This is a genomic window from Vibrio sp. E150_018 (assembly GCF_053544035.1).
Map to the genome: position 1 here is coordinate 99,444 of NZ_JBHGNY010000004.1, position 15,314 is coordinate 114,757.

A 15,314-nucleotide genomic window follows, 5' to 3' on the forward strand; every position below is an offset into this window, starting at 1 on the left:
AGAAGGTTAAAGTTGGCGCAGATTCTACTGGTAAAAATCGTTCACGCCAAATGGTTATTTTGAACGAACTTTATCCAAATAAGCACACACTTGTTTTATTGCTTTTAGGCTACGCATGGTTGGACGTGATAACCAGTCTGGGTTAACCGACCAAATAAAACTATGTTTAACTGCTGGTATCTGCGTCCAATTTTGCCATGTAGTGTCATCGTTAGTGGCGAGATGGGAATGAAAAATCACCTCAGGTTGCAAAGCGATAACTTGTTCGACGCCAATTTGCGGATAAGCAACACGGGTCGTGGTTAATACATTTTCTCCGCCACAGATCTGAAAAATATCAGTTGGCCAATTAGGGTTAGTGACTGACATCATTGGCTTTTGGCTGAGTTGATAAAAATAGCGAACCTTGGCTTGATCGTGATACTGAGAGCGTAGTTGAGTTAACACAGCTTCAAATTTAGCGGCATTATTTTTCCCCAATGATGAGTCTTCTGCCCACTGGCTGAGTTGTCTCAGATTTTTGGGAATATCATCCAAGCTTTCAATCGATGAGTAGTAGATAGGAATGCCAAATTTTTCTAATTGATCGAGTTCACGAGAGTTTGCATTTTTTTTCCATGCGATCACGAGATCAGGTTGTAGCGCTAAAATACGTTCTAATTTGATGCCTTGATAATTAGCCACTTGCTCAATATCTTTGGCTTCTGGTGGGTAGTCACTAGCCTGGCTTACACCAATCAGTTTATCGCCAAGCCCTGCAGAAAAAGCGAGTTCGGTAGCATGTGGAGACAGGGTTATCACACGTTGTGCTACATGGGGGGAAAGTGGGGCGGCCAATATTTTTGAGGATAAAAAGAGCGTCAGTAACATTAGCGGTGTAACTGTACGAGCGTACATATTTTATGGTTTCCTCATCCTTGAGCTAATATAGCCATGAGAGATTTCATGGCTATATTGATACTCAAGCTATTTGCAGATAAATCACTTGGGTAGCAGCCTGTTACTTATTTCATTTGAGCAAGCATATTGAGCACCATCTCTGATGAACGTTTGGCGGCAAGCGGTAGAAACTCTTCGAAGCTCATTGGCGATTTTTTATCTGCCACATCAGAAATGGCACGCACGACTACGAACGGTGTACGGAACTGATGACAAGTTTGTGCAATGGCTGAGGCTTCCATTTCTACAGCAATCACATTTGGGAAATGCTGACGGATAAACGCTTGTTTTTCTGGCGTACAAACAAAGGCATCACCGGTACAAATTAAACCACGTACCGCATGAGTATCTTTCATACCTTGTAGTGCTTTTTCTACGATCTCAATTAAGGTTGGATCGGCAGTGAAAGCCGCTGGTTGACCAGCCATTTGACCGATTTCATAACCAAATGCCGTGACATCGGCATCGTGGTGACGAACTTCTGTTGAGATCACCACATCACCTAGATTTAAACTTGGATCAAATCCGCCAGCAGAACCGGTGTTAATAATGACGTCAGGTTGAAAGCATTCAATTAATAGAGTGCTACCGATACTGGCCGAGACTTTACCAATACCCGATTGTAGGAGGATTATTGTCACATTATTAATGCTGCCAGTATAAAAAGTGCAACCACCTTTGGTCGTTGTTTCACAGTCAACTAGTGATTCTTTTAGTATCGCAACTTCTTGTTCCATTGCGCCAATAATGCCAACTTTCATAATCTGTTTACTCTATATGGATCAAAGATGGCGGGATTGTAACATAACAGGTTTAATTTTAGGGGCTTGGTTTTAGTAAATTCGCGGCAATTAGTTTTTCGCGTAAGGCTTCTACACGGCTTTTGTTGACGCCAAAATCAGAGTAACCAACACGAGACTTTGAGCGAACCTGAAGCCATGTGCCTTGTTTGACAATATGAAGATCATCAACAAATCGAAAAATCAAACTGGTGGATTCTAAATGCAAGCATTCATCGGTTTTGTTGACCGTTTTAGTTCTTTTTAAGGTCAAGGCTACTTGCTCTATCTCATCGATAGTTGTTTCTTCTGAAATGAGTTCAAATGGGGTGACTTTATAATCATTTCTTAGCTCTTGAGTGGAAACGCAGTTAGGTTTCGAGCTGCATAGTAAATCGGGATTATTATCTTTCATAGCATAACTCTGAGTACAACTAGTAAGTAATATAACCATAGTTAAGGTGCTGAGTTTTCGCATCTTGAATTATCTTTTTAGTCTTAATATTTTGAACTGAAGTAACCATTAGTATATGAAAGCTTCTAGAAGTATACAAAAAAGCCCCGAATCAACGGGGCTTTATATATCAATATTATTGAGTTGCTTACGCAGATTTCATCAAAGAATCGGCTTTTGCTTCTAGGTGTGAGTTACCCATTAGGTATGCATCTACAGCACGAGCGCATTCACGACCTTCATTGATACAACGAACAACCAGTGATTGGCCGGTACGCATATCACCAGCTGCAAACACACCTTTTTGATTGGTAGCGTAACCTTCGGCTGCGACATTGCCTCGATCATCAAGTTTGATGTCTAATTGGGCAAGTACGCCGCTTGGCTCTGGATGTAAGAAGCCCATAGCTAAGAAAGCTTTGGTACATGGAATGACTCGTTCAGAGCCTTCCACTTCTTTAAATCCTGGGCGCTCACCTGGTTTGGCGTCATCCCATACAATGTCTGCAATGCGTAATTCTTTTACATTACCGTTTTCATCGCCAATAAACTCTTTGGTTAAAATATTCCAATGACGCTCACAACCTTCTTCGTGAGAAGTGGTGGTTTTCATGATCATTGGATATTGAGGCCAAGGTTGGTTAGCCGGGCGTTGCTCTGGTGGGATCGGCATGATTTCCACTTGAGTAATGCTTGCTGCACCATGACGGTTAGAGGTACCCACACAGTCAGAGCCAGTATCGCCACCACCGATAACCACAACATGATCATCTTTAGCGTGAATTTCTTCACCTTTTAGATCCATGTTGTTAGCGCGACGGTTGTTTTGACCTAAGAATTCCATCGCAAAATGAACGCCTTTTAGTTCGCGGCCCGGAATTGGTAAATCACGAGGAACTGTAGAACCACCGGTAAGTAATATCACATCAAATTCTTGACGCAATTGCTGAGCATTGATGTTAACACCAATATGAGCATTAACTTCAAATTTAACGCCAGCTTCTGCCATCAAGTCGATTTTACGGTCAATGACCTCCATACTGAGTTTAAAGTCAGGGATGCCAAAGCGTAGTAAACCACCGACTTTTTCATCACGTTCAAATACGGTCACTGAGTGGCCCGCGGCATTGAGTTGTTCTGCTGCTGATAAACCAGCTGGGCCAGAACCGACAATTGCAATGGTTTTTCCTGTGCGTTTACGAGGTTTGCGTGCTTTAGCAAAGCCTTCTTTATAGGCGCGCTCAGCAATGTTTTTCTCGATATTACAAATCGTAATAGGGTCTTGGTTAATACCTAGCACACAAGCGGTTTCACATGGTGCAGGACACACGCGACCAGTAAATTCTGGGAAGTTATTAGTGCTGCTTAGAATATTCCAAGCTTCTTCCCAGCTATCACGGTATACCGCATCGTTAAATTCAGGAATGATGTTCCCAATTGGGCAGCCGCTATGACAAAACGGCACGCCACAATCCATACAGCGGGATGCTTGAGTATTGATTTTTTCACCAAACTCCTCATCGAGTACGAACTCTTTATTGTCTTGTATACGAACACTCGGGTCGACTTTTTTTGGTAGCTCACGACCGTGCTCTAAAAATCCAGTAGGCTTACCCATTGATGGCCTCCAACTCTTCCTTGTTTGCGGCTTGTTTGCGCTTTTGCAATACAGCTTTGTAATCACGAGGCATAACTTTTGCCAAGCTTGCTAGGTTGTTTTCAAAATCAGCTAAGAAGTTTTGCGCCACTGTACTTCCAGTGTACTCAATATGCTTGGTCAGCATATCTTTAATGAACGCTTTATCTTCAGCTTCAATTGGATCGATATCCACTAACTCTGGGTTGAGCTTCTTATCGAAGTTACCATCTTTATCCCACACATAAGCCACACCGCCACTCATACCAGCAGCAAAGTTACGGCCTGTTGATCCTAGGATAATTGCTGAACCACCTGTCATATACTCACAACCATGGTCACCAACGCCTTCAACGACTACGTGTGCGCCCGAGTTACGAACGCAGAAACGTTCACCAGCCATACCTCGGATAAAGGATTGACCTGACGTTGCACCGTAGAAACATACGTTACCAACTACGATGTTATCTTCAGCCACCACTGTCGAACGGCGATCAGGGTAGAGTACTAATGTACCGCCTGATAGACCTTTACCCCAGTAATCATTGGCATCGCCTTCCACTTCAAACTTAACGCCTTTCGCAAGGAAAGCACCGAATGACTGACCAGCAGAACCGGTGAACTTAACGTTCATTGGTTTTGGTAGACCTTGGTCTTTATATACTTTCGAGATTTCATTCGACAGCATAGTACCCGTGCTACGGTCGGTATTGATGATAGGGAAGAGCGCTTCTACTGCTTCACCTTTAGTTAAAGCAGGTTGAGCCGCTTCAATTAACTTACGGTCAAGTACTGCTTCTAAACCGTGATTTTGCGGTTTCTGATTATAGATACCATCTTCAGCACGAGGTGGTTGAACATGCAGTACTGGGCTAAGGTCGAGGTTCTTATATTTCCAGTGTTGGATATCATCACGTACTTTAAGTTTGTGAGATTGACCAACCATTTCATCGATAGTACGGAAACCAAGTTCTGCCATTACTTCACGTAAACCTTCTGCCATGTATTGGAAGAAAGTCACGACATCTTCTACGCGGCCATCAAAGCGCTCACGCAAGGTTTTGTTTTGTGTTGCGATACCAACTGGGCAAGTGTTTTTGTGACACTTACGCATCATGATACAGCCTTCAACCACTAGTGCGGCCGTTGCCACGCCCCATTCTTCTGCGCCAAGTAGTGTAGCGACAGCAAGGTCACGAGGTGTTTTCATCTGACCATCAGACTGAACAACGATACGGTTACGTAGGCCGTTTTTCAGTAGGGTTTGGTGGGTTTCGGCTAGGCCAAGTTCCCACGGTAAACCAGTGTGACGGATTGAAGACATAGGTGATGCACCTGTACCACCATCAAAGCCAGCAATGAGAACGACATCCGCTTTTGCTTTTGCAACGCCTGATGCAATGGTACCTACCCCTGCTTCCGATACGAGTTTGACGTTGACACGACCGCCGCGGTTCGCATTTTTCAGATCGTAGATCAACTGAGCTAAATCTTCGATAGAGTATATATCGTGATGAGGTGGTGGGGAAATTAAGCCAACGCCTGGAGTCGAGTGACGAGTCGCCCCGATCCAATCATCTACTTTATCACCTGGTAGTTGACCACCTTCACCTGGTTTCGCGCCTTGAGCCATCTTGATTTGTAGCTCATCAGCGTTGGTTAGGTAGTAAGACGTTACACCGAAACGACCAGAGGCTACCTGTTTGATTGCTGAACGTTCCCAGTCACCATTAGCCTTTTTCTCAAAGCGAATTGGGTCTTCACCACCTTCACCAGAGTTGGACTTAGCGCCAATACGGTTCATTGCAACCGCGAGGGTTGAGTGAGCTTCGTAAGAAATCGAACCAAAACTCATTGCACCTGTGGCAAAGCGTTTCAGAATATTTTCAATGGGCTCAACTTCCTCAAGTGGGACTGAACCTGCTGGGTTTTTGATGAAATCTAACTGGCTACGTAGTGTTGCTGCGTTATCACCTTGATCATCAACCGTTTTCGCGTATTGCTTAAACTGCGCATAGTCTTTGTTGCGCGTTGATTGTTGCAACAATGAGATGGTTTCAGGGTTGAACAAGTGTTTTTCACCACGTTGTTTCCATTGATAAACTCCACCCACATCCAACATTTGAATTGGAATCTCGCGGGTTGGGTAACCGACACGGTGACGGATCAACACTTCGCGTGCGATATCGTCAATGGTTAAACCTTGAATACGAGAAACGGTACCAGTGAAGTATTTATCAACGACAGATTTACTAATACCAAGCGCTTCAAAGATTTGTGCGCCATGGTACGATTGTAGCGTAGAAATACCCATTTTAGAGAAAATCTTCAACAAGCCAGCATTGATGCCTTTACGGTAGTTGTTGAAATAGTCTTCAGTTGGGATTTCCGGATCAAGTTTTTTCTTCTTCTGAAGATCAACAATCGTTTCTGTGACCAAGTATGGGTTAACCGCATTGGCACCGTAACCGACGAGAGTTGCAAAGTGGTGCGTTTCACGAGCGTCACCTGTTTCGATCACGATGTCACACTTCGCCCGTAAGCCTTTACGGATTAAGTGGTGATGTACTGCGCCAACCGCCAACATGGCTGGAATTGCCGCATGGTTCGAGTTGGTTGCACGGTCAGTTAACAGAATAATTGAGTAACCATCTACCACTGCATCTTCTGCATATTGGCAAATACGTTTTAGTGCACGCTCTAATTTACCCGGCTCTTCGGTGGCACGGAAAACGATGTCTAATGTTTTTGCTTGCAAGTGCTCATTATCGATCGCACGTAGTTTTTCAAGTTCTTCATTAGATAAAACAGGGGACTCTAGCTCGACTTTTCGACAGTGTTCAGGCGTTTCAGTTAACAGGTTATGGTCACGACCTAGGTAGGTATTAAGTGACATGACCATACGCTCACGAATCGGATCGATTGGTGGGTTAGTTACCTGAGCAAATAGCTGCTTGAAGTAGTGCGATAAGTGCTGAGATTGGTGTGACAATATTGCTAATGGCCAGTCTGCACCCATTGACATAAGAGGTTCATAACCCGTTTCTGCGAGTACATGAATAATGTCGTTTACTTCTTCGCTAGTAATACCAAACGCCTGTTGATGTTGTAGCAAGCGAGCAGGAGAAGGTTGATGATGCATATTATCGGCATCAGGCAGAGTTTTTAGAGTGAGTAGGTTGTCTTGAACCCATTGCTCATAAGGTTTAGCAGTAGCAATACTATCTTTTACTTCTTCATCAGAAATAATACGACCTTGTTCTAGATCGGCAACAAAGATACGACCAGGTTGCAGGCGACCACGGTACTCAATGTTCTCTGGTGCGATTTCAACCGCCCCAGACTCTGATGCCATCACCAAGAAATCATCTTTGGTTACGGTATAGCGAGAAGGACGTAAACCGTTACGGTCTAAGGTTGCACCTACTTGGACACCATCGGTGAAACAAACAGAAGCCGGGCCATCCCAAGGTTCCATGATGTTGGCATGGTATTGGTAGAACGCACGACGAGCTGGATCCATGTTTTTATTTTCTTGCCAAGCTTCAGGGATCAGCATCATTAACGCGTGTGGCAAGCTACGGCCTGAAAGAACAAGAAGTTCTAGCGCCATATCAAAGTTAGAGGAATCCGAGCTACCTTCTTGGCAGATCGGCAACAACATGTCGATCTCTGCTTTTGAGAATAATTCAGATTCTAAAATGGCTTCACGTGCCTTCATCCAGTTTAAGTTGCCGCGTACGGTGTTAATCTCACCATTGTGGGCAATGTAACGGAATGGTTGTGCAAGACGCCATCTTGGGAAGGTGTTGGTTGAAAAGCGAGAATGCACAAGTGCTAACGCTGTCACCATAGTTGGGTTTTGTAGATCTAAAAAGTATTGAGGAACTTGATCTGTGGTGAGCTGCCCTTTATAAACCAAAGTCTTGTAAGACAATGAGTTGATATAGAAATCATCACCAATGTTAGACACGGACTCAAGACAGACGCGAACTGTGTAGTTGCGTAGCACATAAAGCTTACGTTCAAGCTCTGCTGGATCCACGCTTGGGCCACCAGAAATGAAAACGTGTTCAAATTGAGGTTCGGTGCTGAGTGGATCTTCGCCGATCATCGAATTATCGACTGGTAAAATACGGTATCCTAAAATTTCAAGATCAAGGCGCTTAGCATTGCGTTCTAAAATATCGCGACACTGTTGGCGTTTATGCTCATCTTTAGGGAATAGAACAACACCAACCCCATATTTTTCAAATGATGGGAGTTTGATACCGAGTTTGACGGCTTCTTCTAAAAGAAATTCATGAGGTTTTTGCAGTAAGATACCTGCACCATCACCACTACAAGGGTCACAACCTTGACCACCGCGGTGTTCCATGCGGGCTAGCATATCCAGCGCCTGTGTTACCACAGCGTGAGATTTACGGTTTTTTAAGTGAGCAACAAAACCGATCCCACAGGCATCATGCTCCAGCTCAGGAGTGTACAATCCTTGTGTACTTTGCTCTCTACTTACCATAGATACATCCTTCCAAGTTAAATGGCAGCTTAGCGAATCAGCGTCTATGCTTATCGACACGGCTACTTTGTCCTTTTATGTACTTATAATCTTCCTTACTGACATTGCTCGGTCTAGTAAGTGCGATTCCTTTCAATTATTCGCAGAAAAGTATTTGCGAAAAAAGTTGTTTCTTAGTTCCTTTTGGAAGTGATACAAAACACGAGTGGTTTTTTATTCTTCCATTAAAGGAAATGCTAGCGATTTATTCTTAAATGTTGACGTGACATCTATCACGAAAAACACAGCATCGTGCCTTCATCCTACATTTTTGTACTATGTAATTCCAACGAAAGTTACATAAAAATGACTAATTTTTTTTTCAGGATTTGCATATTAAAAGACTAAAGGACTGACTCGTGTGAGTAATATGCTGTTTTTGTGAATATATATTTACTTTCTCTTTGATCTTACTGAGATGGGAATTGGAGTTATATCCTTTATTGTTATCCGAGCTTCTCAGTTATACTCAATTTTTGCTTAAAAAGGTGTTTTGTATAGACTGAGCTTGTTCTTGCTTAGTTATATCTTGCTCTGCATTCTTTTCAGGAGTTTGAGTTCATCATGAATGTGTTAAAAAACCTTGCCCAGTATTATGTGGATTTATTAGTTAAACTGGGAATGGTTAAATTCTCTATGCTGCTGGCGTTGGCCTTAGTGTGCTTTTCAGTTTTATTACAAGCAGTCGTTAGCTTAGTGTTGACTGGGCGTATAGAAAATATTGTGATTATTCGCTCGGTATTTTTTGGTTTATTAATTACGCCTTGGGCGGTGTATTTCTTAACAGTTGTGGTTGATCAACTTGAAGAGTCTCGACAACGTTTAACTAAAATGGTCGATAAGTTGAAAGATATGCGTCAACGTGATCATCAGTTAAATATAGAGCTGCAAAATAATATACATAAGTTGAATCAAGAAATTAATGAAAGAAAGAAAGCGGAAGAAGCTCGTTTAGAGGTTATGCAAGATCTTGAAAATGAGGTTTACCAACGTGAAAAAGCACAAGTGGAGTTGGCAGAGCGTACCGCTTTATTACGCTCATTTTTAGATGCTTCCCCTGATCTCATTTATTACCGTAACACTGAAGGCCTGTTTTCCGGTTGTAACCGAGCTTTTGAGGAGCTAGTTGGATTAACAGAATCTGAACTGGTTGGGTTATCAATATACGATGTCTATAAAGATAATTCGACCCATCAACAAGTAGAAGAGACGGATAAAACGGTTTTTCTAGAGAATCGAGAATTGGCCTACGATCTATGGCTTGAATACCCTGATGGTAAAAAAGCGTACTTTGAATTTCGTAAATTGCCTTTTTATAATAAATCCAACCAATTGCTTGGTTTGGTTGGGTTCGGACGAGACATTACTGAGCGGAAGGCAGACCAAGATGCATTACTTAAAGCCAGCCAAGATAAAACCAAGTTTATATCAACGATTAGCCATGAACTAAGAACGCCGCTAAATGGCATTGTCGGTTTAAGTCGTATATTACTTGATTCAAAGCTCGATCAAGAACAAAGACAATATATGCAGACAATCAATATCAGCGCTATTACCTTAGGGCATATATTTAATGATGTGATTGATCTTGATAAGTTTGATCGTAAAGAATTAGAGCTTCTTCCTACCGCAACAGACTTCCATAGTTTTATTACTGATATTGAAACTATTTCCAGTTTAATGGCTGAACAAAAAGGCCTGATGTTTGAGCTCGATCGTCTAACTGAGCTTCCGCCTGCGATCATGGTAGATGCGACTCGATTGCGCCAAGTGTTGTGGAATTTAGTTAACAATGCGATGAAATTTACCAAGCAGGGTGGCGTGACTATTAATGTCAGTGCCGATGTAGACGGGGATGTTGCCAACATTGAGTTTGAAATCGAAGATACCGGTATCGGTATTCCAGATCATGAAGTCGATAATATCTTTGGTATGTACTATCAAGTGAAGTCAGGTAAAGATAATTTACATGCAGTCGGTACCGGAATTGGTTTAGCTGTTTCTCAAGAGTTTGCTCATCGTATGGGAGGTGAAATTAGCGTCTCAAGTGAACTAGGGTTTGGTAGTACTTTTGTGGTGTCGATTTGTGTGCCTATCACGCAATTAGAAGAAGCTATTGGTCATATGGAATCTCAACCTAATCTACGTATTTTTATGGTGGAAGATATTGAGTTAAATATTACGGTGGCTCGCTCTGTATTGGAAAACTTAGGGCATAATCTTGATGTGGCAATGTCAGGAGAAGAGGCGCTTAGATGCTTTAAACCAGAAGATTATGATTTGGTCTTTTTAGATATTCAATTGCCCGATATGACAGGCTTTGATATTGCTCAGCAGCTTCGACAAACGTATTCCCAGCTACCACCATTAGTCGCTTTGACTGCCAATGTTATGACAAACAAACAAGAATACATTGAAAATGGCATGGATGGTGCGATCAGTAAGCCATTATCGATTAAGGATATTAATCAGGTAGTGGGGGATTTTTTTGGAAGTAAATCTTCTGGGGCTAAATCTGTCCCTAAAATAGAAGTAAACTCACCAAATATGGAAAGAGGAAGTCAGCAAGAGAAAACTCAACGATCGGTGATTGACACTGAAATGTTGCTCTCTTATCTTGATATCGTTGGTAAGCAGCCGGTTTTAGATAGCCTATTGATGTTTGAACAAACCATTCCTGATTATATGCAGCAGCTTAATCAGTATTTAAGTGTTGGTGATGATGAGAATTTAGTATCTGAAGCGCACAAAATAAAAGGTGCGGCGGGCTCGGTTGGTTTGCAACGCATTCAGCAACTCGCTCAGCTCGCTCAAACACCTGAAGCAGAAGGATGGCGAGAAAATGTCGCAAGCTGGATAGAGAAAATGAATCAATATTACCAGCAAGATATTAATACCTTGAAGCAATGGATAGGGCAATATACTAAGTAACTTAGATATAGTTATAAAACAAAAGGCCCCGCACTTTCTTTAATAAAGAAGTGCGGGGCCTTTTAGTTGGCGAGTGTTTTAAGCTTGATTATTCGCTTAGTTCACCACAGAAACGATAACCTTCACCGTGAATTGTTGCGATGATTTCAGGAGTATCAGCGATTGATTCAAAGTGTTTACGAATACGACGAATCGTTACGTCAACAGTGCGGTCGTGTGGTTTCAATTCACGGCCGGTCATTTTCTTCAATAGATCGGCACGAGTTTGAATTTTGCCTGGGTTCTCACAGAAGTGTAATAATGCGCGGAACTCAGAGCGCGGTAGCTTATAGTTTTCGCCCATAGGGTTAATTAATGAGCGGCTATTGATATCTAGCACCCAACCGTTGAATTCATATTTTTCAACCGTACGTTTGTCTTCTTGCGCATCACCACTGTGCATAGAACGTTGCAATAAGTTACGAGCACGAATAGTTAATTCTCGAGGGTTAAATGGTTTTGTTATGTAGTCATCAGCTCCGATTTCTAAGCCTAATATTTTATCAACTTCGTTATCGCGACCGGTTAAGAACATAAGCGCAACATTCGCTTGCTCTCTTAGCTCACGAGCCAGAAGTAGGCCATTTTTACCTGGTAAGTTGATATCCATAATCACCAAGTTAATTGAGTTTTCGGATAAAATCTGGTGCATGTTGTCGCCATCAATGGCCTCAAAAACAGTATATCCTTCGGCTTCAAAAATAGTCTTCAGAGTATTACGTGTGACTTGTTCATCTTCAACGATAAGAATTTGTGGGGTATGCATAGGAGTACCTAAATCATGACTTTAAATGGTTTATACCCTTCGTACTTGAAGTCGCATCTTTATTGACGGCGTTTATTCACCCCAACCACATGGGCGAGCTATGCTCATGGGGATTCATTAACTTGTCACCTCTATGCAATTCCAATTACCTTGAGTACATTAATTCTAGATAAAAATAACATTTTGCTAGCAACTATATTTACATCATGGGAGTCATTAGCATTAAAACAGTTTACAAACACAGCTTTAATATAGATAAAACAGAAATAGTAGCTGAATTGTTGATTATGGGTTTGAGTCTACAGTCTTAACAGCTTGCTAACAATAAGTGAATATAGCCTAATTCTCGGTTTGTTGATTTGCATCAATCAGTTTGAAAGAAGAATGTTAAATCTCAGTGACCGTTATTCTATTTATGATTATTTTATTTAGAGATAGATAGGGAGCTGGAATTGATGAGAGATGACTATTTTGTGTCTTTAGTCTGTATTTTTGAGCAAAATGAGAATAAAGGTAACTTTTCATTGACTCTTGGTCTTTAAATCGGTAAATGTAGAGATAGTTGATAACAAATAAGACATAGACTATGACGTTTTTAACCAGCACCACCATTATTATGACCTCAATTATGACCGACACCATTAATGTTGGGGCAGGCTGGTAAGCGAAAGTTTTCAAAAAAAGGCCTGTATCCCACCAGATACAGGCCTTTTTTTATGCAAATTTAGAAGTGAAATTTTGGAGGAAGGGATGCGAGTACTAAAATTTGGAGGGTCTTCACTGGCCGATGCTGACCGATTTTTAAGGGCAGCAGATATTATTATTAACAATGCTCAACAAGAAGATTTGGCCGTAGTGCTATCTGCTCCGGGTAAAACGACCAATAAACTGGTTGCTGTGATTGAAAATACGCTAAAGAATGGTGAAGCAGAGTTATTAATTAATGACTTAGAACAATCATTTTATATTCTTTTCGAGCAAATCAAACAACAAGTCGAAGGATTGGAATACTTAGCGTTTGATACTCAAGTTAAGACCTCAATGAAGCAACTTCGTCAATATGTGCATGGTATGGCGCTATTGGGAATGTGCCCCGATCATGTCAATGCGCGCATCATCAGTAAAGGTGAGCGTATTTCGATTCAATTAATGAAAGCGGTTATCGAGGCGAAAGGTAAACTAGCGAGCTTAATTGATCCGGTTGAATATCTATTTGCTAAAGGCGATCATTTAGAAGCTATGGTTGATGTCGATATCTCGACAGGAAATTTCCAGCGTAAACCTCTACCAGCAGGTCATATAAATATCATGCCTGGCTTTACTGCCGGTAATGCTAAGGGAGAGTTGGTTACTTTGGGCCGTAATGGCTCTGACTACTCTGCAGCGGTCTTGGCAGCGTGTTTACGTGCCGATTGTTGTGAAATCTGGACGGATGTAGACGGTGTTTATAACTGTGACCCTAGATTAGTTGAAGATGCACGATTACTGAAATCGCTAAGCTATCAAGAGGCGATGGAGCTATCTTATTTTGGTGCTTCAGTACTTCACCCTAAAACCATCGCTCCTATTGCTCAATTTCAAATTCCTTGCTTAATCAAAAATAGCTTTAATCCTCAAGGCGCTGGTACCTTAATTGGTCAAGATACTGGTGAAGATAATCTTGCGATCAAAGGAATTACCACCTTAAGCCAATTGACAATGGTCAATGTTTCAGGTCCAGGTATGAAAGGCATGGTTGGCATGGCGAGTCGCGTATTTGGTGCAATGTCGACATCGGGTGTTTCTATTGTCCTGATTACTCAATCATCATCGGAATACAGCATTAGTTTTTGTATTGAAGGGCAAGATAAAGAGAAAGCCGAGCAAGCCTTGCAAGAGGGTTTCGAGCTTGAGTTAAAAGATGGCCTACTTGACCCGATTGAATTTACCGATAATGTTGCGATTGTAACCTTAGTCGGTGACAAGATGCGTACTGCCCGTGGTGTGGCTTCTCAATTTTTTGCTTCACTTGCTGAGGTGAATGTGAATGTCGTCGCCATTGCTCAAGGCTCTTCAGAGCGTGCGATTTCTGCTGTTATTCCAGAAGATAAAATTTCAGTCGCCATTAAAGCTTGTCATGAGAATCTATTTAATTCTAAGCACTTTTTAGATGTATTCGTGGTTGGTATTGGTGGTGTTGGTGGGGAGCTGGTGGATCAATTCCAGCGTCAACAAGCCAAATTGGCAGAAAAAGGCATTGTAATTCGAGTGTGTGGTTTGGCTAACTCGAAAGGACTACTACTTGATAGTGATGGTTTGCCGCTAGAAAATTGGCGTGACCGTATGGCGCATGCCAGTGAGGAGTTCAGCCTAGCGCGTATGATCGCTTTGGTACAACGTAATCACATCATTAACCCAGTACTCGTTGATTGTACTTCGAGTGAATCTATCGCCAATCAATATACCGACTTCTTAGCCGCAGGCTTCCATGTGGTGACACCAAATAAGAAAGCCAATACTGCGAGTATGAGTTACTACCATCAACTACGAGAAACCGCGAGAAGCACTCGTCGTAAATTGATGTATGAAACAACTGTAGGAGCGGGTTTACCGGTTATTGAAAACCTACAAAACTTGATCTCAGCGGGTGATGAATTAGAAAAATTTAATGGTATTTTATCCGGTTCGCTATCTTACATTTTTGGCAAGCTAGATGAAGGTATGACGTTAAGTCAAGCAACCAATATCGCCAATGAAAATGGCTTTACTGAGCCGGATCCTCGTGATGATCTCTCTGGTATGGATGTGGCGCGTAAATTGCTAATCCTTGCTCGTGAAGCGGGTATGGAACTTGAACTCGATGATGTGATTGTTGAACAAGCCTTACCACCGGGCTTTGATGACTCAGGTAGTGTTGCTGAGTTTATGGAGCGTTTACCACAAGCAGATGCTTATTTTGCAGACCTTTCAGCAAAAGCCGCTCAAGAGGGCAAAGTATTACGTTATGTTGGCACGATTGAAGACGGTCAATGTAAAGTGAAAATAATTGCGGTGGATGAAAATGACCCTATGTACAAAATTAAAGATGGCGAGAATGCACTAGCCTTTTATAGTCGTTATTATCAACCAATTCCATTGGTGTTACGTGGTTATGGCGCAGGTACTCAAGTGACCGCAGCAGGCGTATTCTCTGATGTGATGCGTACTTTAGGTTGGAAATTAGGAGTTTAATT

At 42.0% G+C, this 15,314-nt stretch carries 8 protein-coding genes and 1 other annotated feature; of the genes, 2 read left to right on the plus strand and 6 right to left on the minus strand.

What is annotated here, in order from left to right:
- Positions 1-54: 54 nt before the first annotated feature.
- From btuF to gltB, 5 genes are all read right to left on the minus strand, one after another.
- Positions 55-897, minus strand: coding sequence for a vitamin B12 ABC transporter substrate-binding protein BtuF (gene btuF, locus ACE3G9_RS06835; protein ID WP_449218761.1), 843 nt, complete (start codon positions 895-897; stop codon positions 55-57).
- A gap of 107 nt (positions 898-1,004) precedes the next feature.
- Entirely contained in the window at positions 1,005-1,700 is a 696-nt protein-coding gene (gene mtnN, locus ACE3G9_RS06840) for a 5'-methylthioadenosine/S-adenosylhomocysteine nucleosidase (RefSeq protein ID WP_449218762.1), read from the minus strand.
- A 58-nt stretch (positions 1,701-1,758) separates the two neighbouring features.
- Complete coding sequence (locus ACE3G9_RS06845; RefSeq protein ID WP_449218763.1) at positions 1,759-2,133, minus strand: DUF1499 domain-containing protein; 375 nt, start codon at positions 2,131-2,133, stop codon at positions 1,759-1,761.
- Between the two features lie 187 nt (positions 2,134-2,320).
- The gene (locus ACE3G9_RS06850) at positions 2,321-3,790 is read right to left on the minus strand and encodes a glutamate synthase subunit beta (protein ID WP_449218764.1); all 1,470 of its coding nucleotides are present in this window, start codon (positions 3,788-3,790) and stop codon (positions 2,321-2,323) included.
- On the minus strand, positions 3,783-8,327 hold the full coding sequence (gltB, locus tag ACE3G9_RS06855; protein ID WP_449218765.1) for a glutamate synthase large subunit: 4,545 nt from the start codon (positions 8,325-8,327) through the stop codon (positions 3,783-3,785). The genes ACE3G9_RS06850 and gltB overlap by 8 nt, the downstream gene beginning before the upstream one ends.
- Before the next feature lie 603 nt (positions 8,328-8,930).
- On the opposite strand from gltB, the gene arcB reads away from it, so the two are divergent.
- Positions 8,931-11,297 (plus strand): aerobic respiration two-component sensor histidine kinase ArcB, encoded by a 2,367-nt coding sequence (gene arcB, locus ACE3G9_RS06860; RefSeq protein WP_449218766.1) that lies wholly within the window; start codon positions 8,931-8,933, stop codon positions 11,295-11,297.
- 88 nt (positions 11,298-11,385) lie between these two features.
- Here arcB and arcA read toward each other — a convergent pair whose 3' ends face one another.
- Entirely contained in the window at positions 11,386-12,102 is a 717-nt protein-coding gene (gene arcA / locus ACE3G9_RS06865) for a two-component system response regulator ArcA (protein ID WP_417880199.1), read from the minus strand.
- Between the two features lie 590 nt (positions 12,103-12,692).
- Positions 12,693-12,819 (plus strand) — a sequence feature (Thr leader region).
- A 33-nt stretch (positions 12,820-12,852) separates the two neighbouring features.
- Here arcA and thrA point away from each other — a divergent pair.
- The gene (thrA, locus tag ACE3G9_RS06870; protein ID WP_449218767.1) at positions 12,853-15,312 is read left to right on the plus strand and encodes a bifunctional aspartate kinase/homoserine dehydrogenase I; all 2,460 of its coding nucleotides are present in this window, start codon (positions 12,853-12,855) and stop codon (positions 15,310-15,312) included.
- Positions 15,313-15,314: the final 2 nt, after the last annotated feature.

What these genes read in the sequence shown, in the direction of transcription:
- mtnN (WP_449218762.1), bottom strand. Translation starts at nt 1,700, where the DNA reads ATGAAAGTTGGCATTATTGGCGCAATGGAACAAGAAGTTGCGATACTA.
- thrA (WP_449218767.1), top strand. Translation starts at nt 12,853, where the DNA reads ATGCGAGTACTAAAATTTGGAGGGTCTTCACTGGCCGATGCTGACCGA.
- ACE3G9_RS06850 (WP_449218764.1), bottom strand. Translation starts at nt 3,790, where the DNA reads ATGGGTAAGCCTACTGGATTTTTAGAGCACGGTCGTGAGCTACCAAAA.
- arcB (WP_449218766.1), top strand. Translation starts at nt 8,931, where the DNA reads ATGAATGTGTTAAAAAACCTTGCCCAGTATTATGTGGATTTATTAGTT.
- ACE3G9_RS06845 (WP_449218763.1), bottom strand. Translation starts at nt 2,133, where the DNA reads ATGAAAGATAATAATCCCGATTTACTATGCAGCTCGAAACCTAACTGC.
- arcA (WP_417880199.1), bottom strand. Translation starts at nt 12,102, where the DNA reads ATGCATACCCCACAAATTCTTATCGTTGAAGATGAACAAGTCACACGT.
- gltB (WP_449218765.1), bottom strand. Translation starts at nt 8,327, where the DNA reads ATGGTAAGTAGAGAGCAAAGTACACAAGGATTGTACACTCCTGAGCTG.
- btuF (WP_449218761.1), bottom strand. Translation starts at nt 897, where the DNA reads ATGTACGCTCGTACAGTTACACCGCTAATGTTACTGACGCTCTTTTTA.